The organism is Allomesorhizobium aridi, from assembly GCF_043769475.1.
In the GTDB taxonomy this organism is placed as follows: Bacteria; Pseudomonadota; Alphaproteobacteria; order Rhizobiales; family Rhizobiaceae; genus Allomesorhizobium.
On the sequence record NZ_CP171729.1, the window covers coordinates 1,854,353 to 1,876,387 of the forward strand.

The 22,035-nt window shown below is 65.2% G+C and carries 20 protein-coding genes and 2 pseudogenes; 9 read left to right on the forward strand and 13 right to left on the reverse strand.

The annotated features are described in order from the left end of the window. Nucleotides 1-41 precede the first annotated feature (41 nt). From ACG873_RS11095 to ACG873_RS11120, 6 genes are all read right to left on the reverse strand, one after another. On the reverse strand, nt 42-1,118 hold the full coding sequence (locus ACG873_RS11095; RefSeq protein ID WP_394891754.1) for a L,D-transpeptidase: 1,077 nt from the start codon (nt 1,116-1,118) through the stop codon (nt 42-44). 207 nt (nt 1,119-1,325) lie between these two features. Continuing rightward, a complete protein-coding gene (gene secG, locus ACG873_RS11100; protein ID WP_394891755.1) occupies nt 1,326-1,742 on the reverse strand; it encodes a preprotein translocase subunit SecG in 417 nt (138 codons plus the stop codon). Nucleotides 1,743-1,889: 147 nt separating this feature from the next. Then, entirely contained in the window at nt 1,890-2,117 is a 228-nt protein-coding gene (locus ACG873_RS11105; RefSeq protein ID WP_394891756.1) for a GDCCVxC domain-containing (seleno)protein, read from the reverse strand. Beyond that, the gene (locus ACG873_RS11110; protein ID WP_394891757.1) at nt 2,110-2,403 is read right to left on the reverse strand and encodes a cation transporter; all 294 of its coding nucleotides are present in this window, start codon (nt 2,401-2,403) and stop codon (nt 2,110-2,112) included. Before ACG873_RS11110 ends, ACG873_RS11105 begins: the two co-directional genes overlap by 8 nt. 13 nt (nt 2,404-2,416) lie before the next feature. Beyond that, the gene (locus tag ACG873_RS11115) at nt 2,417-2,815 is read right to left on the reverse strand and encodes a mercuric transporter MerT family protein (RefSeq protein ID WP_394891758.1); all 399 of its coding nucleotides are present in this window, start codon (nt 2,813-2,815) and stop codon (nt 2,417-2,419) included. 72 nt (nt 2,816-2,887) lie between these two features. Then, nucleotides 2,888-3,688 carry an alkylmercury lyase family protein gene (locus ACG873_RS11120; protein WP_394891759.1) on the reverse strand — a complete coding sequence of 267 codons (801 nt, stop codon included), beginning with the start codon at nt 3,686-3,688 and terminating at the stop codon, nt 2,888-2,890. A gap of 72 nt (nt 3,689-3,760) precedes the next feature. Between ACG873_RS11120 and ACG873_RS11125 the strand changes: the two genes are divergently transcribed. Next, nucleotides 3,761-4,165: a MerR family transcriptional regulator gene (locus ACG873_RS11125; protein WP_394891760.1), complete on the forward strand. Its 405-nt coding sequence runs from the start codon at nt 3,761-3,763 to the stop codon at nt 4,163-4,165. A gap of 24 nt (nt 4,166-4,189) precedes the next feature. On the opposite strand, the gene tpiA is transcribed toward ACG873_RS11125, so the two are convergent. Further along, a complete protein-coding gene (tpiA, locus tag ACG873_RS11130; protein WP_394891761.1) occupies nt 4,190-4,960 on the reverse strand; it encodes a triose-phosphate isomerase in 771 nt (256 codons plus the stop codon). A 148-nt stretch (nt 4,961-5,108) separates the two neighbouring features. Between tpiA and ACG873_RS11135 the strand changes: the two genes are divergently transcribed. From ACG873_RS11135 to lexA, 6 genes are all read left to right on the forward strand, one after another. Continuing rightward, nucleotides 5,109-6,998: a peptidylprolyl isomerase gene (locus ACG873_RS11135; RefSeq protein WP_394891762.1), complete on the forward strand. Its 1,890-nt coding sequence runs from the start codon at nt 5,109-5,111 to the stop codon at nt 6,996-6,998. Between the two features lie 5 nt (nt 6,999-7,003). Beyond that, nucleotides 7,004-8,014 (forward strand): anthranilate phosphoribosyltransferase, encoded by a 1,011-nt coding sequence (gene trpD, locus ACG873_RS11140; RefSeq protein WP_394891763.1) that lies wholly within the window; start codon nt 7,004-7,006, stop codon nt 8,012-8,014. A 4-nt stretch (nt 8,015-8,018) separates the two neighbouring features. Then, nucleotides 8,019-8,831: an indole-3-glycerol phosphate synthase TrpC gene (trpC, locus tag ACG873_RS11145; RefSeq protein WP_394891764.1), complete on the forward strand. Its 813-nt coding sequence runs from the start codon at nt 8,019-8,021 to the stop codon at nt 8,829-8,831. A 2-nt stretch (nt 8,832-8,833) separates the two neighbouring features. Continuing rightward, complete coding sequence (moaC, locus tag ACG873_RS11150) at nt 8,834-9,322, forward strand: cyclic pyranopterin monophosphate synthase MoaC (protein ID WP_394891765.1); 489 nt, start codon at nt 8,834-8,836, stop codon at nt 9,320-9,322. After that, the gene (gene glp, locus ACG873_RS11155; protein ID WP_394891766.1) at nt 9,322-10,527 is read left to right on the forward strand and encodes a gephyrin-like molybdotransferase Glp; all 1,206 of its coding nucleotides are present in this window, start codon (nt 9,322-9,324) and stop codon (nt 10,525-10,527) included. The genes moaC and glp overlap by 1 nt, the downstream gene beginning before the upstream one ends. 106 nt (nt 10,528-10,633) lie before the next feature. Beyond that, complete coding sequence (gene lexA, locus ACG873_RS11160; protein WP_394891767.1) at nt 10,634-11,353, forward strand: transcriptional repressor LexA; 720 nt, start codon at nt 10,634-10,636, stop codon at nt 11,351-11,353. A 319-nt stretch (nt 11,354-11,672) separates the two neighbouring features. On the opposite strand, the gene ACG873_RS11165 is transcribed toward lexA, so the two are convergent. Continuing rightward, the gene (locus ACG873_RS11165) at nt 11,673-14,447 is read right to left on the reverse strand and encodes a ComEC/Rec2 family competence protein (RefSeq protein WP_394891768.1); all 2,775 of its coding nucleotides are present in this window, start codon (nt 14,445-14,447) and stop codon (nt 11,673-11,675) included. Between the two features lie 166 nt (nt 14,448-14,613). Between ACG873_RS11165 and gltX the strand changes: the two are divergent. Both gltX and gltA read left to right on the forward strand, forming a co-directional pair. Continuing rightward, nucleotides 14,614-16,037: pseudogene (gene gltX / locus ACG873_RS11170) on the forward strand (glutamate--tRNA ligase). 170 nt (nt 16,038-16,207) lie between these two features. Further along, a complete protein-coding gene (gene gltA / locus ACG873_RS11175) occupies nt 16,208-17,497 on the forward strand; it encodes a citrate synthase (protein ID WP_394891769.1) in 1,290 nt (429 codons plus the stop codon). Between the two features lie 73 nt (nt 17,498-17,570). On the opposite strand, the pseudogene lpxB reads toward gltA, so the two are convergent. The 5 genes and pseudogenes from lpxB to lpxD form a co-directional block, all read right to left on the reverse strand. Next, a pseudogene (gene lpxB / locus ACG873_RS11180) lies at nt 17,571-18,752 on the reverse strand (lipid-A-disaccharide synthase). Next, nucleotides 18,749-19,639 (reverse strand): LpxI family protein, encoded by an 891-nt coding sequence (locus ACG873_RS11185; RefSeq protein ID WP_394891770.1) that lies wholly within the window; start codon nt 19,637-19,639, stop codon nt 18,749-18,751. The pseudogene lpxB and the gene ACG873_RS11185 overlap by 4 nt, the downstream one beginning before the upstream one ends. Further along, the gene (gene lpxA / locus ACG873_RS11190) at nt 19,626-20,459 is read right to left on the reverse strand and encodes an acyl-ACP--UDP-N-acetylglucosamine O-acyltransferase (RefSeq protein WP_394891771.1); all 834 of its coding nucleotides are present in this window, start codon (nt 20,457-20,459) and stop codon (nt 19,626-19,628) included. The genes ACG873_RS11185 and lpxA overlap by 14 nt, the downstream gene beginning before the upstream one ends. A 13-nt stretch (nt 20,460-20,472) precedes the next feature. Continuing rightward, nucleotides 20,473-20,940 carry a 3-hydroxyacyl-ACP dehydratase FabZ gene (gene fabZ / locus ACG873_RS11195; RefSeq protein WP_394891772.1) on the reverse strand — a complete coding sequence of 156 codons (468 nt, stop codon included), beginning with the start codon at nt 20,938-20,940 and terminating at the stop codon, nt 20,473-20,475. Further along, the gene (lpxD, locus tag ACG873_RS11200) at nt 20,933-21,991 is read right to left on the reverse strand and encodes a UDP-3-O-(3-hydroxymyristoyl)glucosamine N-acyltransferase (protein WP_394891773.1); all 1,059 of its coding nucleotides are present in this window, start codon (nt 21,989-21,991) and stop codon (nt 20,933-20,935) included. The genes fabZ and lpxD overlap by 8 nt, the downstream gene beginning before the upstream one ends. Between the last annotated feature and the right edge of the window lie 44 nt (nt 21,992-22,035).

Here is a 22,035-nt window from a genome sequence, read left to right on the forward strand (position 1 = left end):
CCGGCGTGCGCGCCGGCCTTTTGCTGACGCGAAAGTCGCGGCTACATGACGACGACTTGGGTGCCTACCTTCACGCGGCCGTAGAGGTCCATGACGTGGTCGTTGACCATGCGGAAGCAGCCGTTGGACGAGTTGGTGCCGATCGTTTGCGGCTGGTTGGTGCCGTGGATGCGGATGTGCGTGTCCTTCTTGCCCTGGTAGAGGTAGATGGCGCGCGCGCCGAGCGGATTTTCGGGGCCGCCGGGCATGCCGTCCTTGTACTGGCCGTATTTCCTGGGCTCACGCTTCTGCATGTCGATGGTCGGGATCCAGCGCGGCCATTCCTGCTTGTCGCCGACCTTGGCCGTGCCCTTGAATTCGAGGCCTTCCCGGCCGACCGCGATGGCGTAGCGGCGGGCGCTGGAGGATGATTCGACGAGGTAGAGATAGCGGGAGGACGTGTCGATGACGATGGTGCCGCGGCTGTAACCCGAGAAGGCGACCGACTGCGGCTCGAAATCCGACTTGACCCTGAATTTCCTGTTGGCCTGCTTCTGTTCGAGCACGGCGTCGAGCGCACGGGTCTGCGGAAGCATGCGGCTCTGCGGCGCTCCGCCAAACAGCGCCTGGAAGAAGCCGGGCTGCGGCTGGGCGACCGCCTCGCTGCGCAATTCGCCATTGTTGCCTGTTCGCGCGACCTCATGCGAGGTCAACTGGGCGAGTTCGGCCTGCCTGACTTTTTCGGCGGCCTGCGCCTTCGCCAGCTTGCGCTGGGCGGCGGCATCGGCCTTGGCGCGGGCGGCGAGCTGTTTCGCCTCGACGGCCTTCAGCTTGGCGACCTTCTTCTCTTCGGCGGCCTTGGCTTTCGCGGCGGTCCTGGCCTTTTCCTCGGCCTTCGCGGCTGCCGCGAGCTTGGCCTCTTCATTGGCCTTCGCCTTGGCCAGCGCCTTCTGCCTGGCCTTTTCCTTGGCGGTCAGTTTTTTCTTGGGGGCCTGTTCCGCAGCCTTGGCCTCGGCTTCGGCCGCCTTGGCCGCCTTGGAGGAGAACAGATAGGTCTTGGCCGGCGCTTCCGAGAAGGCAGGCGCGGACATGCCGATAGCGGCGCAGAGGCCCAGGAAGATAAGGCTGCGAATATGCATGGATGCGATCCTGAAAGAGTAGACGCGGTCTATGCCGGCGCAAGACTATGCGCCCGGAGCGCCAACACTCCCGCTTCGCGATCTATAAACGATTAAAGCACGCCGGCTCAAGGTCTTGGACCGCGCCAAAGCCTTCGGAACGCGCTTTGCAGCGCCATTTGCCGCGACTGTGCCTATTCGATCACAGTGCGGCGCAGCATGGAGCGATTACTGGTTGGGAACTTGCGGCGCGGCGGGAGCAGCCGGCGGCGTGGCCGCATCATTGCCGGTCGGCGGCGTCGGCGCACCGTTGCCGGTCGAGGGAGCGGCAGGCGCGGTATCGGAGCCGCCGAGCTGGTCGAGCACGCCAGCACCGCCGTCCTGGCCGGTTGCAGGAACGCGGTCGAGAATGTCGATCGGCCGTTCGCCATAGCGGGCGATGATCGAAAGCGTCAGCGACGTGGCGAAGAAGGCGACCGCCAGAATCGCTGTAGCGCGGGTCAGCGCGTTGGCGGCGCCGCGTGCCGTCATGAAGCCGGAGCCGCCGCCGATGCCGAGACCGCCGCCCTCGGAGCGCTGCAAAAGCACGACTCCAACGAGGGCAAGCACGATCATCAGATGAACGACGATGACTACGGTTTCCATATACTTCACCTGGCAGGGGTTGATTGGCGAGGCCGAGCCCCGCGATAGGAGGCGGCTCATTACAATGGTTTCGTGGCATTTCCAAGCCCGCCCCGAATATGGGGAACGACAGCACCTTTGCAATGTGACGACATCAATGTGCGAACATCAGCAACATTCCCAGGTTGCCCCGCGTTGCCGGGCTTCCTGGATCGGAGGGCACGGGATGGAGCCATAAGAGCAATATACGCAGCAGTCGCCGTCTTTCGGGCGCAGCAGCGCGCCGCAGCCTTTGCAGTCATAGAAGAACTGGCAGGCGTCGGTTGGCATCGTTTCGGTTTCCCGATGCCCGCAGCCCGGGCAGGTGATGATGCTCAGCAGGTTTCGGTCATTCATTAGCCAGACCTTCGGTCGGGTGCGATGGAAAGCCCGCTGCGGCTGTCGCGGCGGTGATGAGGGTCAGGTCCGTTTCCGTGTCATCAAAGGTCACGGCGGCCGTCTTGCTCTCCAAGGATACCTCGGCACGGATCACACCCGGCACACCGGCGAGCGACTGCTTCACGATGTAAGGACAGGCCGCGCAGGTCATGTTCTCGACCGCGAGCGTAGCGGTCTTTTCGCCAGCAATGACCGGAAAGGTGGCCAGCAGCAGGGCTGCCAACGCGAGAGAAGATGTCTTCATTTTCATCTCCGGTTCAGATTTCGAGCAGGATCGGCGCGACGAACGGAAACGCTAGTGCGGCGGCGATGATGAACGTCGCGGCCCACAGCCCGAGCTTGACCGACCGCTTCGGCAGAGGACGGGCGCAGGCATCGCCTTTCGCGCAAGCCGCCGTTGGCCTGCGATAGACGAGCCAATAGCCATAGCCGATAAAGCCGAGGGCCAACGCGACGAAAATGGGCTGATAGGGCGCCAGCGCCGTCAGATTGCCGACCCATGCGCCGCCGGCACCGAGACTGAACAGCACGAGCGGCAGGATGCAGCATGAGGTGGCCGCAAGTGCTCCCAGCAGTCCTCCGGCCACCGCCAGCCTCTGCCGGGCCGCTTGGCTGCCTGTGTCCGCCTGCAGGATTTCGTTTCGGCTGTTCGTCACGTTGTGACCTTCCGCGCCTGTGCAATTGCCAGTGTGAGACCTGTAGCAGCTACAGGTTCAAGTCGGTTTCGATCACACTTGCGCGATCCGGCGCCGCTCCGATTTCTCCTCGCGTGGGGCAGTCGCTTCGGCGAGAACGGGCGCGAAAAGCGCCCTACCGACCTGAAGAGCCTCTTCAACGGACAGACGCCGCCCGCTCCGACCGCCTGATGCCCGAAGCCATCCGTTCAGATGCCCGTCCGAGCAGAAGAACGCAATTCTCGTGCAGCAGGAACTGGCGGCGCTGCCATCGTATGACGTGTCGTACCAGACGACCGTCTCAGGCGGAGAGATCGTGCTCACGGCTCGTCCCAAATCGGCCGTGGCGATCCGGATCGGGCCGGCGCAAACGCGGCAGCGGGATTCAACGACAGCATCCCGCTGGTGCATCGCTCCAGCCCCGAGTGCATCGATGGCGCAAAGCGCGTTCAGCCTGCGAGCGCCGAGGTTGACGATGTGGCCCGTCGTTCGGTCGGTGAACGGATAGGCAGTGACAATGCGGCCGTCGCCCTCGAAGAGGCCCACGAGGTCGTGATGCTGCAGGGTCTTGAGGATGTGCCCGACGCTCTCCTCCCCGAGGCGCGCGTCGGCCGCGATTTCGGCGGTTCGCGGAGCGCGCCCGAGGTCCGCGAAAAGCACGAGGGCGCGCCGCCAGACGAGGTCTTCCGCAGGGTTCAGAGCCACAAGCCAACAATCGATCAGGCCCGAGCGCGACGACGAGCGTGCGCGAAGAGCTTCGCCTGCGGCAGGCAATGTAACGACCGACCAGTCCGGCCTCCGGACGCCCGGCCTGATCTCCACGTCCGCGGGTTCTGCATTGGCAACTTCGTTCATCGGAAAAGCTCCCTTGACCAGCTGCAGGAGTTTCTAGAGTCTGTAGTCACTACAGGTGCAAGGAGATTTTTGTTGGCCGCTTATCACGAATTTGGCATCGGTGACTTGTCTCAGCGCACGGGAGTCAACATCGAGACGGTGCGCTATTACGAGAAGATCGGGCTTCTGCCGCAGCCACCCCGCACCGAGGGCGGGCACCGGATTTATTCACATCCCCACCTGAAGCGGCTTGTCTTCATCCGCCGCAGTCGGGAACTGGGCTTTACCCTTGATGAGATCCGCAACCTGCTAGGCATGGTCGAGGGCGGGTACACCTGCGGCCAGATCCAGGAAGCCGCCCTGGCCCATCTGAAGACCATCCGGCGCAAGATCGCCGATCTGCGGCGCATGGAGCGGACGCTGGCCGACACAGCGGCACATTGCGAAGGCGGAACAGCGCCTGATTGCCCGATTGTCGACGTTCTCAGTCAGGCGTGATTTCGCGAGTACTCGGCGCGATGTTCAGATCGACAGGTAAGCCTCGGCGATGCCGAGGAAATCGGCCGCCTTGAGACTGGCGCCGCCGACCAGCGCACCATCGACATTGGCGACGGAGAGGAGTTCGACAGCGTTAGAGGGCTTGACCGAGCCGCCGTAGAGGATGCGCATTTTCCTCGCGGATTCGGCTTCGAGCTTGCCGGCAAGCTCGGCGCGGATGTGAGCATGCGCCTTGGCGACATCGAGCGCGGTGGGCGTCAAGCCGGTGCCGATCGCCCAGACCGGCTCATAGGCGACGATCGTGTTGGCCGGCGTGGCCGCTGTGGGGATGGAGCCGGCAATCTGGCGCGACAGCACGGAGAGGGTCTCGCCGTCGTCGCGCTGGTCGCGGGTTTCGCCGATGCAGATGATGGCGACGAGCCCGGCGCGCCATGCGGCCTCGGCCTTGGCATGGACGGCGGCGTCGTCCTCATGATGGTCGGCGCGGCGCTCCGAATGGCCGACAATGACATGGGTGGCGCCGGCATCCTTCAGCATCTCACCCGAGATGTCGCCGGTGTGAGCGCCGTTGGCTTGGGCATGGCAATCCTGGCCACCGGGGCGGACCGGCGTCGTGGAAAGCACCTCGGCCGCACGCGCAAGCAGCGTGGCCGGAACACAGACCAGCGCCTCGGTCTCGGAATCGAGGCCGCCGAGGAAGCCGTGGCCGATCGCTCGCAACTCGTTCAACGAGGCGCTGGTGCCGTTCATTTTCCAGTTGCCGGCGACAAGCGGGCGGACTCCAGGCGTCGTCATGGCGATCGTTTCCTCCAGATATGCGGCACGGGCTGGCGTCCTCACTATCAAAATCAGACGACAAAGCAATCGACACTGGCCTTAAGGGACGCTATTGCCCTTTGTTCAGACAAGCGCATGCCAAAATGCGCGAAAATCGGAAGTGAACATGCTCAATACGCTGCGAAATGCCGCCGGCACCTGGGTCGCCAAGCTCCTGCTTGTCATACTTGTCCTGAGCTTTGCGGTCTGGGGAATCTCGGGATCGATGCTTGGCGTCATCGGCGGCGACGCCGTGGTGACCGCCGGCGGGACGTCGGTTTCGCCCGTCGAATACCGCCTCGCCTACGATCGCCAGGTGAACGTCATGTCGCAGCAGTTCGGGCAGCGGCTGTCGCGCGAGCAGGCTACGGCGCTCGGCATCGACAACCAGGTTCTCGGCCAGCTCGTCGCCGGCGCAGTGCTGGACGAGCAGGCGCGCAAGCTCGGCCTCGGCCTCTCCAAGGACCGCCTCGCCACCCTGACCGCGGACGATCCGGCATTCCGGGGACCCGACGGCAAGTTCAGCCGCCAGCAATTCGACTATGTGCTGCGCGAGATCGGCATGCGGCCGGAAGATTATTTCAACAACCGCGCCCAGGTGGCCGTGCGCCAGCAGATCGTGGAGGCGGTGTCCGACGGGCTCGATGCGCCCGACACGTTCCTGCGCGCGGTCGCGCTTTATCGGGGAGAAGACCGCACGGCGGAATACATCGTGCTGCCGAAGGCGCTGGTGGAGCCGGTAGCGGCTCCCTCGGACGAGGTGCTGTCGGCGTGGTTTGGGGAAAACAAGGCCAACTACGCCGCGCCCGAATACCGCAAGATTTCTTACGTCAAGCTCGAGCCTGAGGATATCGCCGACGAAAGCGCGATAACGGACGAACAGGTGGCCGCCGACTACGAACAGAACAAGGCGCGCTATACCACGCCGGAAACCAGGACGATCGAGCAGCTCATTTTCAAGACGCCGGAAGCCGCGCAGACGGCGTTCGATTCGCTGAAGGGCGGCGCGACATTCGAAAAGCTTGTGGCCGCGGAAGGAAAAACGCAGGCCGATACGCTGCTCGGCACATTCAGCAAGGACAAGGTGGCCGACAAGGCGGTGGCGGAGGCGGCATTCGCGCTTGCCGAAAACGAGGTCAGCCCCGTGGTAAAGGGCGCATTCGGCCCGGTGCTGCTGCGCGTGACCGAGATCAAGCCGGAAGTGGTGCGACCGCAGGCGGAGGTCGCTCCCGAGATCCGCAAGGATCTGGCGCTCGCCGAGGCAAACCGCGTCCTGCTCGACGTTCATGATTCTTACGAGGACTCGCGCGCGGCGGGCGAATCGCTGCGCGAAGCCGCGGCCAAGCTCAAGCTCGAGGTGGTGACAGTGGAGGCCATCGACCGCGCGGGGCAGCTGCCGGACGGCAGCGTCCACGCCGACTTGCCGCAATCGCGCGAACTGCTTCAGGCGGCGTTCGAGACCGAGGCCAATGTCGAGAACCCGCCCGTGAACACCGGCTCCAATGGTTTTGTATTCTACGAAGTCGAGGGCATCACGCCAGCGCGCGATCGCACGCTTGACGAGGTGCGCGAAAAGGTCGTCGCCGACTGGATCGCCGGGGAAACCACGAAACGGCTGGCGGCAAAGGCGGCGGAGCTCGAAAAACGGCTGAAGGACGGAACCGAACTCGACGCTGTGGCGACCGAACTCTCGCTCGAAAAGCAGACCAAGCGCGGCCTTAAGCGCGAGGCCGACGACGCCGATTTCGGCAAGGAAGGCGTGGCCTCCATGTTCGGCGTCGCGGAGGGCGGCAGCGGCGTGATCCAGTCGCCCACAGGCGACGGACAGATACTGTTCAAGGTGACCGAAGTGTTCGAACCGGCCGGCGCCAGCCCCGAATCCGTGCCGGAGGACGCGCAGGCTTCGTTCTCGTCCGGCCTTGCGAACGACCTGCTCGACCAGTTGGTGGCGCGGCTGCAGACGCAGTACGAGGTGGAGGTCAATCGCAATGCGATTGACCAGGCGCTGGCCTTCTAACCGCCATGAGCACGCTGAAGCCGCATATCGCCAAGGTCGCCGCGGGCGACGCCCTCACCTTCGAGGAGGCGAAGGACGCGTTCGACATCATCATGTCGGGCGAGGCGACGCCCGGCCAGATCGGCGCCTTCCTGATGGCGCTGAGGGTGCGCGGCGAAAGCGTCGCCGAGATTTCGGGCGCAGTCGCGACGATGCGCGAAAAGATGCTGCGAGTCGAGGCGCCTGCCGGCGCGATAGATATCGTCGGGACGGGCGGCGACGGCTCGCACAGCGTCAACATATCGACGGCCTCGGCCTTCGTGATCGCGGGCTGCGGCGTGCCAGTGGCCAAGCACGGCAATCGCGGGCTCTCCTCGCAGACCGGCGCGGCCGACGTCCTGACCGCGCTCGGCATCAAGATCGACTTGACCGCCGAGCAGATCGGCGACTGCATCCGGCAAGCAGGCGTCGGCTTCATGTTCGCGCCGGCGCATCACCCGGCGATGCGCCATGTCGGACCGATCCGGGCCGAGCTCGGCACCCGCACGATCTTCAACCTGCTCGGGCCGCTTTCGAACCCGGCCGGCGTCAAGCGCCAGATGGTCGGCGTGTTCTCCCCCGAATGGGTCGGACCGGTGGCCGAGACGCTGAAGACGCTGGGCGCGGAGCGGGCCTGGGTGGCGCATGGCGACGGCTTCGACGAGATCACCACGACCGGCGAGACGCAGATTTGCGAGCTGAACGGCGGCGAGGTGCGCAGTTTCGTGCTGACGCCCGAGGAGTTCGGCCTGAAGCGCTACGCCCGCGAAGATCTGCGCGGCGGGGACGCGGCCTTCAACGCCAAGGCGCTGCGCGATATGCTGCACGGCCAGCCCGGCGCCTATCGCGATACGGTGCTGATGAACGCGGGCGCGGGGCTGGTGGTGGCCGGCAAGGCGGAAACGCTGGCGGACGGCGTCAGGCAGGCTGCGACCGCGATCGACAATGGCCGTGCGGCGGGCGTGCTCGACGCGCTGGTCAAGGTATCTAACGGATAAAGACGTGGCCGACATTTTGCGAAAGATCGAGGCCTACAAACGCGACGAGATCGCCGCCGCCAAGGTGCGCATGCCGCTTTCCGAGCTGAAGAAGGCGGCGCGCGACACGGACGCGCCGCGCGGCTTTCTGGCGGCGCTCGAGGCGAAGCGGAAGGCCGGGCAACTCGCGCTGATCGCCGAGATCAAGAAAGCGAGCCCGTCGAAGGGACTTATCCGCGCCGACTTCGATCCCCCGGCGCTGGCGCGCGCCTATGAACAGGGCGGCGCGGCCTGTCTTTCCGTGCTGACGGACGCGCCTTCCTTCCAGGGCGCGCCGGAATTTTTGACGGCGGCGCGGCATGCGACCAAACTGCCGGCGCTGCGCAAGGACTTTTTGTTCGATCCCTATCAGGTCCATGAGGCGCGCGCCTGGGGGGCCGATGCGATCCTGATCATCATGGCGAGCGTCAACGACGACGATGCCCGCGCGATCGAGGAAACCGCGTTCGAACTCGGCATGGACGTGCTGGTCGAGGTGCATGACGAGGCCGAGACGGAGCGCGCGCTGAAACTCTCGTCGCGGCTGATTGGCATCAACAACCGCAACCTGCGGACGTTCGACGTGTCGTTGGAAACCTCGGAGCGGCTGGCGAAACTCGTGCCGGGCGACCGGCATCTGGTCGGCGAAAGCGGCATCTTCGCTCATGAGGATTGCCAGCGGCTGGCGCGGAGCGGCATCGGCACCTTCCTGGTCGGCGAAAGCCTGATGCGGCAGGCGGACGTGGCGGCGGCGACACGCGCGTTGCTTACCGGCGAAATCGTCGCCGCCGAGGGATAGTCATGGCCGGCGGAAAGAAGCTCACCCATCTCGGCGCGCAGGGCGAGGCGCATATGGTCGATGTCGGGGCCAAGGCCGAAACCGAGCGGACGGCGATCGCCGAGGGGCTCGTCATCATGCTGCCCGAGACGCTGCGCATGATCATGGCCGGCGACGCAAAAAAGGGCGACGTGCTGGGCGCGGCCCGCATCGCCGGCATCATGGCGGCCAAGAAGACGCATGAGTTGATCCCGCTCTGCCATCCGCTGCTGCTCACCAAGGTGTCCATCGACATCCAGCCGGAACCCGCCCTGCCCGGCCTGCGCGTCGTCGCACTCGCCCGCGTCACCGGCAAGACAGGCGTGGAAATGGAGGCGCTGACCGCTGCGTCGGTCGCCTGCCTGACCATCTACGACATGGCCAAGGCGGTCGACCGGGGCATGGAGATTTCCGGGATAAGGCTGGTGGAAAAGACCGGCGGCAAGTCCGGCGACTACCGGGCGGGCGCGTAATGGCGCTGCTGCCCGTCTCAGAAGCCCTTCAGCGGCTGCTCGATGGGGCGGCGCCCGGCGAAGCGGAAACCGTGCCGCTGGCCGAAGCGGCGGGGCGCGTGCTCGCCGAACCGGTCATGGCGCTGCGGACGCAGCCGCCCTTCGACGCCTCGGCCATGGACGGTTACGCCGTGCGCGCCGCGGACGTCGCAAAGGTGCCGGTGCAACTCGAGATCATCGGCGCGGCCCCGGCCGGGCGGCGATTCGACGGCAAGGTCGAGCCTGGACAGGCGGTGCGGATTTTCACCGGCGCGCCGATGCCGGAAGGCGCAGATACGATCGTCATCCAGGAGAATACGAGCAGCGTCGGCGAGAACGGCGTTGAGGTGACGGAAACGGTCGCGGCCGGCCGGCACATAAGGCGCAAGGGCCTGGATTTCGCCGAGGGCGACCGGCTGCTCGAACCGGGACGCGTGCTCGATGCGGCGGCGCTGTCGCTGGCGGCCTCCGCCAATCACGCCGCGCTTCGCTTGGTCAGGCGTCCGCTGGTGGCGATCATCGCGACGGGCGACGAATTGCTGCCGCCGGGCAGCGAGCCGGGGCCGGACCAGATCATCGCCTCCAACGCCTTCGGCGTCGCCGCGATCGCGCAGTCGGTGGGCGCGCGGGTGCTCGACCTCGGCATCGCGCCGGACCGCAGGGAAGCGATTTCGGCGCTCGTCCAGGAGGCCATGGAGGCGCACGCCGACGTGATCGTGACGCTCGGCGGGGCGTCCGTCGGCGACCACGATTTCATCCATGACGTGCTGACCGGCGAAGGCATGGCGCTCGACTTCTGGAAGATCGCAATGCGGCCGGGCAAGCCGCTGATGTTCGGGCGGCTCGGCGGCACGCGCTGCCTCGGCTTGCCCGGCAATCCTGTGGCGAGCCTGGTCTGCTCGCATCTGTTCCTGAAGCCGCTGGTGGCGCGGCTGGGCGGCCGCCCCTATCAGCCGGACATGCGCCAGGCCGTGCTGGGGACCGCCCTGCCCGCCAACGATATGCGCCAGGACTATATACGCGCCGTGGTGGACGCTGGCCCCGACGCTCCGGTGGCGACGCCCTTCCGCGTGCAGGATTCTTCGATGCTCAGGATTTTCGCCGACGCCAACGCGCTGATCGTGCGCCAACCGCTCGCAGCGGCCGCCGATGCCGGTGCTCCGTGCGACGTGCTGATGCTACGCTGAACAAATCGTCAACGGATTCATTAAAATTTAAAAGGTTGCGGAACACAACTGGAACATATAGTGTTTGTTCTGGATTTGTTTTCCGTTTGATTCTCGGGGGCTGGTGATGCTGACGCGCAAACAACATGAACTGCTGCTCTTCATCCATGAACGGCTGAAAGAGGCCGGGATCCCTCCTTCCTTCGACGAAATGAAGGATGCGCTGGACCTTGCGTCGAAGTCCGGAATCCACCGCCTGATCACGGCGCTTGAGGAGCGCGGCTTCATCCGCCGCCTGCCCAACCGGGCGCGGGCGCTTGAGGTTCTGCGGCTTCCCGATTCGATCGCGCCGGGCCTGAACGCGGCGCGGAAATTCTCGCCCAGCGTCATCGAGGGCAGCCTCGGCCGCCGCATGCCGGAGCCGTCGCGGATGCCTGCGGCCGGCAATGACGACGACGTCCGCGCCTCGATATCCATCCCGGTGATGGGGCGCATCGCCGCCGGCGTGCCCATCGAGGCCATCCAGCACAAGACGCATTCGATCTCCGTGCCGCCGGATATGATTTCGGGCGGCGAGCATTATGCGCTCGAGGTGAAGGGCGATTCGATGATCGAGGCCGGCATTTTCGACGGCGATACTGTGATCATCCGCAACGCCAGCACCGCCAATCCCGGCGAGATCATCGTTGCGCTGGTGGACGAGGAGGAAGCGACGCTGAAGCGCTTCCGCCGCAAGGGCGCGTCCATTGCGCTCGAAGCCGCAAACCCGGCCTATGAAACGCGGATTTTCGGACCCGACCGGGTCAAGGTGCAGGGCAAGCTCGTTGGACTGATCCGGCGCTATTGAAAATTGGTGCTGGCGTGGTCGGCGCTGGCGAAGTTGTAAAGGTTTCGGAACCTGAGTGGGTGTCATCCCGGAAGCCGGGGTGAACAGTAGGCTATTCCGGACTCATTGGCCGGCGTCAGCGTGGCCCGAACCCTTGCTCTTTGTGCCGGTTTCGCACGAGCGGCATTCTTGCGCCCACCCGGCCACGCTTCTCAGGTCCGGCTCTTCTCCCTTCGCTTGGTCCGCCGGGATGACAATGCTCTTTGCCGCCGATTGCCATCGGCGGTGTCTGCCAAGGCGGGATCGTCGGATCGGTCAAAAACTTCAAGGCCGCGTCCTGCTATTTGGCCGGCTCCATCGCTGGAGGTTTCGTCTTTCGCTGGTAGGGCGGCATGCCGCGCGCGGCGCGCGAGAAGCGGCGTTGCGCGTGCCACGGGCGGTAAGGCTCGGCCACCGCATGGCGGATTTCAGGGTTTGAACCCAGCGCGGCGAAATAGATTGCAGCGCTGCCGTGCCTAGCCAACTCTCGTTTGGTCACGATCGCTACAGCCGGATTTCCGCAGGACAGTTCGGCAGTCGCATCATCGATGACGATCAGGGCCGCATAGTTGCAGGCGCTTCGCGCAGCAGAGCTATCAGCCGTATGAACGACGATGTAGCCGGACGGGTGGCGAATCGCGCATAGCGCCGGGCTGCAGTCGAACCGGACGCCGGGAACGCGTCCGACGGGCGATTGCGGGGCGATTTCCGCAGCATTCTCGGCAGGTGGGCCGGATGAAGCGGGCTCGTCGGAATGCCGCTTGATAGGATTAGTGGGATTTCCACTCGCCGTCGCTGCGGGCATCGGCGTTTCCGTCGCCGCAGCATTCGTGCCGGAGCCGCCGGATGATGCGAGCCCGTCGGCGTTCTGCATGCTGGAATCAGTGGGATCGCGATCGGCCGTGGCGGCGAGCGTTACGGTTTCGACCGCCGCAGTATTTGTGTCGGCGCGCCCGGACACTGCAGGCTCATCGGAATGACGCTTTAGCGAATTGGCGGGCTGCGCGGGCGGGACAACGGTTTCTGCGCGGAGCGCCCGCTTCCAACTGTCGATCGTGAACTGGTTCGGCCGGGCTCGATTGACGGCCAACTCTCCCTCACCATTGCGTAGTGCGACCAGACGTCCGTCCTCCGAAACAAACACGTTCGGCGTTTTCGCGAATACTAGCGCCGCCACGGCCAGTACGGCGAACGGTAGGGCCGCCAGCCGGAGCCGGGTTGTTGTTGTCATCGTGGCGAAGATCAATGCGACGGTGGTGAGCAGGACGGCCTGGACGGGCACGAGTCCGACGGCGTCGAGTGGCGAGCGGGCGGAAAACCAGTCGGCGACCGCAATCATGGCCGAGAGGCCCTTGCCCATGACAAAGAAGAACGGCGCGTCGAGGCCGAACGGCATGGCGACGGCGCCCATCACCGCGAACGGCATGACCAGCACCGAGACGATCGGCATGGCCACCAGGTTCGCGGCAAGGCTGAGCGGCGAGACGCGCTGGAAGTGATAGGCGCCGAAGACGGCCGTCGCCAGCCCCGCCACCACGGATGTGACCATCAGACCGGCGGCGATGGCCAGTATTTTCCTGAATGCGAGGTGGGACGTCGAACGACCGGCCGCATGCGGCGCGCCGGTTCGCGCCTGCTGGCGATCCGACCACCAGGCATAGGCGCCGACAAGCGCTGCGGTCGCGGCGAACGACATCTGGAAGCTTGGGCCCATCACCTCATGCGGGGAGACGGCAATGACGAGGATCGCGGAGATCGCCAAGTTGCGCATGGTCAGTGCGGCGCGGTCAAACAGCAGCGCCGTCAGCATCACCGCAAGCATGATGAAGCTGCGCTGAGCCGCAACTTCGCCGCCGGAGATGAAGAGATAGGCGGCGATTGCCGCAAGTGCCGCGACAGCAGCGTATTTCTTGACCGGCCGCCGCGAAGCAAAGCCTGGAAACAGCGCGAAGCCGGCGCGCAGGCCGCCCATGATCGTGCCGGCGACCAGCGCCATGTGCAGGCCCGATATCGAGATGATGTGATAGAGGCCGGTGCGGCGCAGCGATTCATTGACCGCCTCGGGAATGCCGGCGCGGACGCCTACAGCCAGGGCCGCGGCGATTTCGCCTTCCGGCCCGCCGATGCTTTTGCGTATGCGATCGGCGATGGCGTTGCGGCCGTTCTGGATCCAGGCCGAGACTCGCGCCGGCAACGACAGATCCGGTTGCGGCATGTGAGGGTCGCCGGCCAGCTCATTGTTCTCGCTCATTTTCTCTTCCGCAAGTGTCGGCTGCGGTGCGACCACGGTCGTCAATTGCGGGGCGCGCAGGAAAAAGCCGCTCGCGCCGATACCGTCAAAATAGCTCTCGAAGGAAAAGTCATAGCTTTGCGGCCGCACCGGCCCGGACGGCGGCATCAGCCGCACGAGGCCGGTGATCTCAGCGCCGACCGTCAGGCCGGCCGGAATCTTTGCGGCCGAGGCGCAGATCCTGTCCGGCGCATAGCGCAGTTTCGGGCGGGCGGTCGCAGTAAGGTCCAGTGTCAATCGCGTGCGGCCGTTGGCCAGATGGTCGATCGCCGCGACCTTGCCGGTGACGATGGTCGATATTTCGCCGCCCAGCATTTTCGTGCCGGCGCGCCAAGTTTCGGCCTTTGCAGCCAGAAACCCCAGCAGGCAAACCAAGGCAGCAGCCAAAATCAAGTGCAATGCGCCGCGCGACGGCAGCAGGGCGAGGATCAGGCCGACGACCACCCCGCCGGCAAGCGCAGGCGCTGCACCTGGTTCGAAAGGAAGCGCGAAATAGACAATGGCGCCGAATGCCAAGAAGACCGGCAGGAGCAGAAATGCCGCGCCGCGATCGATTTCGAGCGTGATGTCCCGGCGCAGCGCGGGAACCAGAGCGCGGGCGGTGGCAAGCGGCTCCTGCCAACGCAGTTCTGGAGATGCGTCGGCAGGTAACGCCGGGAGCGGATACCGGCGGCTTGTGAGAGGCTGGGCTACTGGAGACTGAAACGGGACGAGCGTCGCGGCATCCTGCGCAGGCGCAAGGAGCGCACGCTCGCTGACATCGCTCGCCGCCGTCCGGCCGGCCATCCGCGCCCCCTCCAGGAGCGGCTATGCCGACGCCGCAGCGTCGGGCGTGCCGGCCCCTGCCCCTTGCACCACCGACCTTCTATGCTACATGAACGGCACCGAATTGCCATGCGCGCCCTGGGCACATTCCTGCCTGCATCCGGCGCGCCGTTTCCTGGAAATCCCGATGCCCGACACCGTTGTCACCCGCTTTGCACCCTCGCCCACAGGCTACCTCCATATCGGGGGGCGCGCACGGCCTTGTTCAACTGGCTCTACGCCCGCCACACCAAGGGCACGATGCTGCTGCGCATCGAGGATACCGACCGGCAGCGCTCGACCGAGGCGGCGACGGCCGCGATCCTCGACGGGCTGACCTGGCTTGGCCTGCTTTGGGAAGGTGAGCCGGTCTCGCAGTTCGAGCGGGCGGCGCGTCACCGCGAGGTGGCGGAGGAACTTGTTCGGCTGGGCAAGGCCTATTACTGCTACGCCTCGCCTGAAGAGCTCAACCAGATGCGCGAACTGGCACGCGCCGAGAGCCGCCCGCCGCGCTATGACGGCCGGTGGCGGGACCGCGATCCGGCCGATGCGCCGGCGGGCGTCAAGGGCGCAATCCGCATCAAGGCGCCGACCGAGGGCGAGACGATCGTGCGCGATCGCGTGCAGGGCGACGTGCGCTTTCCCAACAAGGATCTCGACGACTTCATCATCCTGCGCTCGGACGGCAACCCGACCTACATGCATGCCGTAGTGGTCGACGACCACGATATGGGCGTGACGCACATCATCCGCGGCGACGACCACCTGACCAACGCGGCCCGCCAGCAGGTCATCTACGACGCGATGGATTGGGACATTCCTGTGATGGCCCACATACCGCTGATCCATGGAGCGGACGGCGCCAAGCTGTCGAAGCGGCACGGCGCGCTCGGCGTCGAGGCCTATCGCGCCTTGGGCTACCTGCCGGCGGCCCTGCGAAACTATCTCGTGCGCCTAGGCTGGAGCCACGGCGACGACGAGGTGATGAGCCTTGATGACATGATCCGCTGGTTCGACATCGACGACGTCAACAAGGGTGCCGCGCGCTTCGATTTCCAGAAGCTGGAGGCGCTTAACGGCGTGCATATGCGCCAGATGGAAGACGCAGAGCTGACGGACGCGCTGATCTCGACGCTGCCCTACCTGCCGAACGGATCGCTTTTGATCGAGGGGATGAACGACACGCGCAAGAAACAGCTTCTGGCGGCGATGCCCGGCCTGAAGGAGCGCGCCAAAACGCTTGTGGAACTGGCGGAGGGCGCGGCTTTCCTGTTTGCCGAGCGGCCGCTCGCGATCGACGAGAAGGCGGCAGCGCTTTTGGGGGAGAAGCCTCGTACGGCCCTCTCCGGCGCGCACGCGGCGCTCCAGGCGGTGACGGGGGAATGGAACGCCGCTTCGACCGAGGCGGCTATCCGAGAATTCGCGACCGCAAACGGCCTGAAGCTCGGGGCGGCCGCGCAGCCTCTTCGCGCGGCGTTGACCGGCAAAAGCACCTCGCCCGGCGTGTTCGACGTGCTTGCCGTGCTCGGCCGGGAGGAAAGCCTGGCGCGAATTGCGGATCAAATCGATTGAGGCCTTCCTGGCCCATTCGAACTGCATTGAAAGCAGCGTGTTGCGGTGCAACATTGCTGCTATGGGATAACTAGGCAGGGCGGGGCAAATGCGTTAGCACAAGCGCGCTTTCCGGCCCTGCTGCATTGCCGAAGAGGCGCTTTGCGCCGCATAAACGAAGGGAGTTTTTGATGACCGAATCAACAGCGAAACTGGAATTTGGCGGCAAGACTCTCGAACTGAAAACGCGCGGCGGATCCGTCGGTCCCGACGTGATCGACATCAGCGCGCTCTACCGCGACACCGGGGCATTCACCTACGATCCGGGCTTCACCTCCACGGCGAGCTGCGAGTCCCAGATCACCTTCATCGACGGCGACGAAGGCGTGTTGCTGCATCGCGGCTACCCGATCGACCAGCTCGCCGAACACAGCGATTTCCTCGAAGTCTGCTACCTGCTGCTTTACGGCGAACTGCCGACCAAGGCGCAGAAGGACGATTTCGACTACCGCGTGACCCGCCACACAATGGTACACGAGCAGATGTCACGCTTCTTCACCGGCTTTCGTCGGGACGCGCATCCAATGGCAGTGATGTGCGGTGTGGTCGGTGCGCTGTCGGCCTTCTACCACGACTCGACCGACATTTCCGATCCGCACCAGCGCATGGTGGCGTCGATCCGGTTGATCGCCAAGATGCCGACGATCGCGGCGATGGCCTACAAGTACCATATCGGCCAGCCCTTCATCTATCCGAAGAACGAGCTGAACTTCGCCGCCAACTTCCTGCACATGTGTTTTGCCGTGCCGTGCGAGGAATACAAGGTCAACCCGGTGCTGGCGCGCGCGATGGAGCGCATCTTCATCCTGCACGCCGACCACGAGCAGAACGCCTCGACCTCGACGGTGCGGCTGGCCGGCTCGTCGGGCGCCAATCCCTTCGCCTGCATCGCAGCGGGCATCGCCTGCCTGTGGGGCCCGGCGCATGGCGGCGCCAACGAGGCGGCGCTGAACATGCTGTCGGAGATCGGCCATGTCGACCGTATCCCGGAATTCATTGCGCGGGCCAAGGACAAGAACGACCCCTTCCGGCTGATGGGCTTTGGCCATCGCGTCTACAAGAATTACGATCCACGAGCCAAGATCATGCACAAGACCGCGCATGAGGTGCTCGGCGAACTCGGCATCAAGGACGATCCGATGCTCGACGTCGCCATGGAGCTTGAAAGAATCGCCCTAACCGACGAGTATTTCATCGAAAAGAAGCTCTACCCGAACGTTGATTTCTATTCCGGCATCACGTTGAAGGCGCTCGGCTTTCCGACCACCATGTTCACCGTGCTGTTCGCCGTCGCGCGCACAGTCGGCTGGATTTCGCAGTGGAAGGAGATGATCGAGGATCCGCACCAGAAGATCGGCCGGCCTCGCCAGCTCTATACCGGCCATCCGCAGCGGGACTTCGTCGCGATCGCCAAGCGGTGAAGTGAGGGAGTAGTGAATAGAGAATAGTGAGTAGTGCGGGTACCGGTTCCGTGCTCTGTTCACTACTCACTACTCACTGTTTCCTACTCGCTCTTTCTACATACCGCATCACCACCTCCGCGGCGATCTCGCCCGACGGCCGGTCGGTTTCCATGCGGCGGCGGACTTCGGCGAAGCCGTCCTTCTGCCAGGCCCTGAGCTCGGTGTCGGCCCACAATGCTTCGATGTGCCGGGCAAGGTTCTCGGGCCGGACATACTGGTTGTAGAATTCGGGGACGACCGGCCGGTCGGCGATCAGGTTCGGCAACAGGGCGGACCAGACGGTGACGAGCCTCTGGATGAGCCGCGCCACCGGGTCCAGCCTGTAGCCGGAGACCGAGGGAACGCCGGCCAGGGCCAGTTCCAGCGAGACGGTTCCGGATGCGATCAGCGCCGCGTCGGCCTCGCCGAAGGCCTGCCATTTGCGAGGCTTGTCGAGGATGATCTCGGGTTTTTCGACCCAGCCGGAAACGGCAGCTTCGATTATGCCCGCGACATGCGGCACCGTCGGCAGGAGCAGGCGCATGCGGTGGCCGCGCGAACGCAGCACCGAAACAGTCTCGCCGAACACGCCGATTAGAACTCCTGACTTCGCCTTTTCGCGAGCCGGGCAGCAGGAGCAGCGTCTGCTCGCGATCTCCGGACAAGTCACGCGGTGTATCCTGCATCGATCTCGCCAGCGTCACGCCCTCGTCCTGGGTCAGCCGGTGGCCGACATAGGTTCCAGGCGGGCCGCCGAGGCGCTGCAATTCGGCCGCCTCGAAAGGCAGAAGGCAGAGAATATGGTCGACATGCGGCCGCATGGCAGGCGCCCTGCCCGGCCGCCAGGCCCAGACGCTCGGGCAGACATAGTGGACGATCGGGATGGAGGGGTCCTGCGCGCGCACTTTTTTGCGACGCGCAGCGTGAAATCGGGGCTGTCGATGGTGATCAGGCAGTCGGGTCTTTCGGCAACTATGGCGCGGGCGCTCTGACCTATGCGGCGGACCAGCCGAGGCAGATCGCGCAGGATGGCGCTGACGCCCATCAGCGCGATTTCGCTCGCATCGAAAAGCGGCGAAAGGCCGAGTTCCTGAAGATGCCGGCCGCCGGTCCCTACCAGCATGATCTCGCGGCCGTTAAGGCGCTGCAGCGCGCGCACAATGTCGGCGCCGAGAAGGTCCCCGGATTCCTCGCCGGCGATGATCGCGATCTTGAGCGGGCGGGTTTCGCTCATGACGCGCCTTTGGCCGGCAGGCCAACGACGAAGAGGCCATGGGCGTCGGCGCGTTTGACGAGTTCGCCGAAATCCAGCACCAGCGAGCGGCCGGCTTCGACGCCAATGCCGGCGAGGCCGGCAGCGTGGGCGGCATCGACTGTAGCGGGACCGATGGCAGGCAGGTCCGCGCGCAACTCCTGGCCGGGCTTGGCACATTTGACGAGAACGCCGCGCTTCCTGCCGCCGACACGTCCGTGGTGACGCAGTTCCTTCACGCGTTCGAGCAGCCCGTCCGTGCCCTCGACGCCTTCTAGCGCAACCACGCGGCCGCCAATCGCGACCGCGGCCTGGCCGATGTCGAGCGCGCCGATGGCGTGGGCGGCGGCGAGCGCCGCGTCGAGATCGGCGGCATCGCCTTTCCGCGGCTTGGCGCGGGTCATCGGCCCTTCGGACGCAAGCAGGTCCGGAACGATCTCGTGCGCGCCGACGACGGTGATGCCCCCGGCCTCCAACTCACGGACGATCACCCTGAGCAACCCGTCATCTCCACGCGCCAGCGCCATCAGCGCCTTGGGCAGGACGGCAAGCAGGGCGAAGCTCGGGCGGATGCGCCGCCAGTGCGGCCGCCGGCCAACGCCGCCGGCAAGCACGACATGGGTGATCTTGCGGCGCTTCAAGAGCGGCAGCAGGTCGCCAAACTCCTCCAGCGCCAGCATCTCATGGTCGAAGGATGCCAGAACGGGATCGCCGCCAGCTTCGCCGGCAAGCATCACTATGAAAGGCGGATGGCCGGCCTCGGCCAGGCTCTCGGCTACGTTGACGGGCAACCGGCCGCTGCCGGCAACGACGGCGACCCGGTCGCCGGCGGCAAGCTTGATGCGGCGTTCCGCGTCAGCTCTCGTCATCGTCGGCGTCATCGGCGCCGGCCTTCAGCGGCGGCACGGCGTAGTGGCGCTTGCCGCGTGCGCTGATGAAATCGACGATCTTCATCGCGGCGGGGAAATCGGCGAATTCGGCGCGGGCGATCTCGACATTTTCGGCGACCGGACGCGCCGGGTCGAAGATGGTCCGGTAGGCGCGCCGCAGCGCCTGGATTTCAGCCCGCTGCATGCCGGAGCGCTTGAGGCCGACAACGTTCAGCCCGCGCAACTTGGCCCGGTTGCCCATGGCGATGGCGTAGGGGATCAGGTCGCCGACCAGCATCGAGCCGCCGGCGAGGAAGGCGTTGTGGCCGATGCGGACGAACTGGTGGACCGCGCTCAGGCCGCCAATGGCGACGTTGTCGCCGATTTCGCAGTGGCCGCCGAGCGTCGCGCCATTGGTCAAGGTGACATTGTCACCGACGATGCAATCATGCGCGACATGCGAATAGGCGAGGAAATTGCCGTTGTTCCCGACGACCGTCGCCCCGCGTGCATTGTCGGTGCCGGTGTGCATGGTGACGAATTCGCGGATGGTGCAATTATTGCCGATGGTCAGCGTCGTGCGGCCGCCCTTGTGGCTGGTATTCTGCGGCGGACCGCCAAGCACGGCCTGTGGATAGACGACGCAGTTTTCGCCGATCGTCGTCGCGCCAATTACCGTGACATGGCTGACGAGGCGCGTGCCCGCGCCGACCGCGGCATCCGCGCCGACATGGCAAAGCGGCCCGACATAGGCGCCGGCTGCAATCCTGGCGCCCGGCTCGACAACGGCCGAGGGATGAATGAATGTATCAGTCTGCATCAGTCTTTCCGGGTCAAGCCGCCGGCGGCGACATCATCGCCGAGATCTCGGCTTCCGCGACTTTCGCCCCGTCGACCATGGCCTCGCAGGCGAAGCGCCAGATATTGCCGCGTTTCTTGAGCTTTTTCACGTGGATTTCAAGGCGGTCGCCGGGCACGACCGGACGGCGGAATTTCGCGTTGTCGATGGTCATGAAATAGACCAGCGAGGGCTTGTCGGTGTTCTGGCTGCGGATGCAGATGGCGCCGGCCGTCTGCGCCATGGCCTCGACGATCAGCACGCCGGGCATGACCGGCTGCTCGGGAAAGTGGCCCTGGAAATGCGGCTCGTTGATGGTGACGTTCTTGATGCCGATCGCGGAGTTGTCCTCGTCGATCTCGATGATCTTGTCGACCAGCAGGAACGGATAGCGATGCGGCAAGAGCTTCATCAGCCCGATAATGTCGACGGCAGCGAGACTTGCCAGGGCAGCTTCAGCCATTGCTTTCACCTTTTTTCGGCCGAACCTGGGCCAGTCTGCGGATCATGGCGAACTCGCGCATGGCTTCCTTCATCGGCTTGGCCGGATAACCCGCCCACACTTCGCCGGCGGGCACGTCGTGCATGAAGCCGCTGCGGGCCGCGAGCTGGGCGCCGTCGCCGATCATCACATGATCGGCAAGGCCGACGCCGCCGCCCATCATGACGTTGTCGCCGACAGTGACGGAACCGGAGATGCCAGTGAGGCCGGCAATGACGCAGTTGCGGCCGATACGGACGTTGTGCGCGATCTGCACCAGATTGTCGATCTTGGTGTTTTCGCCGATGACGGTATCGGCCATGGCGCCGCGGTCGATCGCTGAATTGGCGCCGACTTCGACATTGTCCTGGATAACGACGCGGCCGATCTGCGGCAGCCGTTCGGGTCCGCCCCGCGCGGCGACAAAGCCGAAGCCGTCCTGGCCGATCTTGGCGCCGGCGTGGACGATGACGTTGTTGCCGATCAGCGCGTACTGGATGCTGGCGTTGGGGCCGATATAGCCGTCGCGGCCGATCTGGCAATTGCGGCCGATCACGACATTGGGCGCGATGATGGTGCCGGCGCCGATCGCCACTCCTGCCCCGATCACGGCGCCCGCTTCAACGACGACGCCGTCCTCGATATGGGCGGTAGGGTCGACATGGGCGGCGAGCGAAACGCCGGTCTCGCCCGTGATCGCACCAGGCTTGGCCGCTTCGGGATAAAGCAGGCGGCCGACCATCGCGAAAGCGCGCTGCGGCGCCGGCGTTATAAGCACGGCGATGCCGGAAGGCGCCCGGCCGGCAATATCGGGCGTGACGAGAACCGCGGCCGCATCCAAACTGTCAAGAAGTGCCGCGTTGCGCTTGCCTTCAACGAATACAAGCGCACCCTCCCCGCCCGACGCCGCCGACGCGATGGTCGAAACGATCGTATCGGAGAGGGCGCTGTCGGCAAGCTGCGCGCCGGTAAGGCTTGCGATCTCGCCCGCCGAATAGCGTCGTGACGGCAGGAAGAAGACCGGGTCTGACATGCAAGCCTTTTCTTCCGGGCCATTCAGGCCCGGAAGCACCGTTT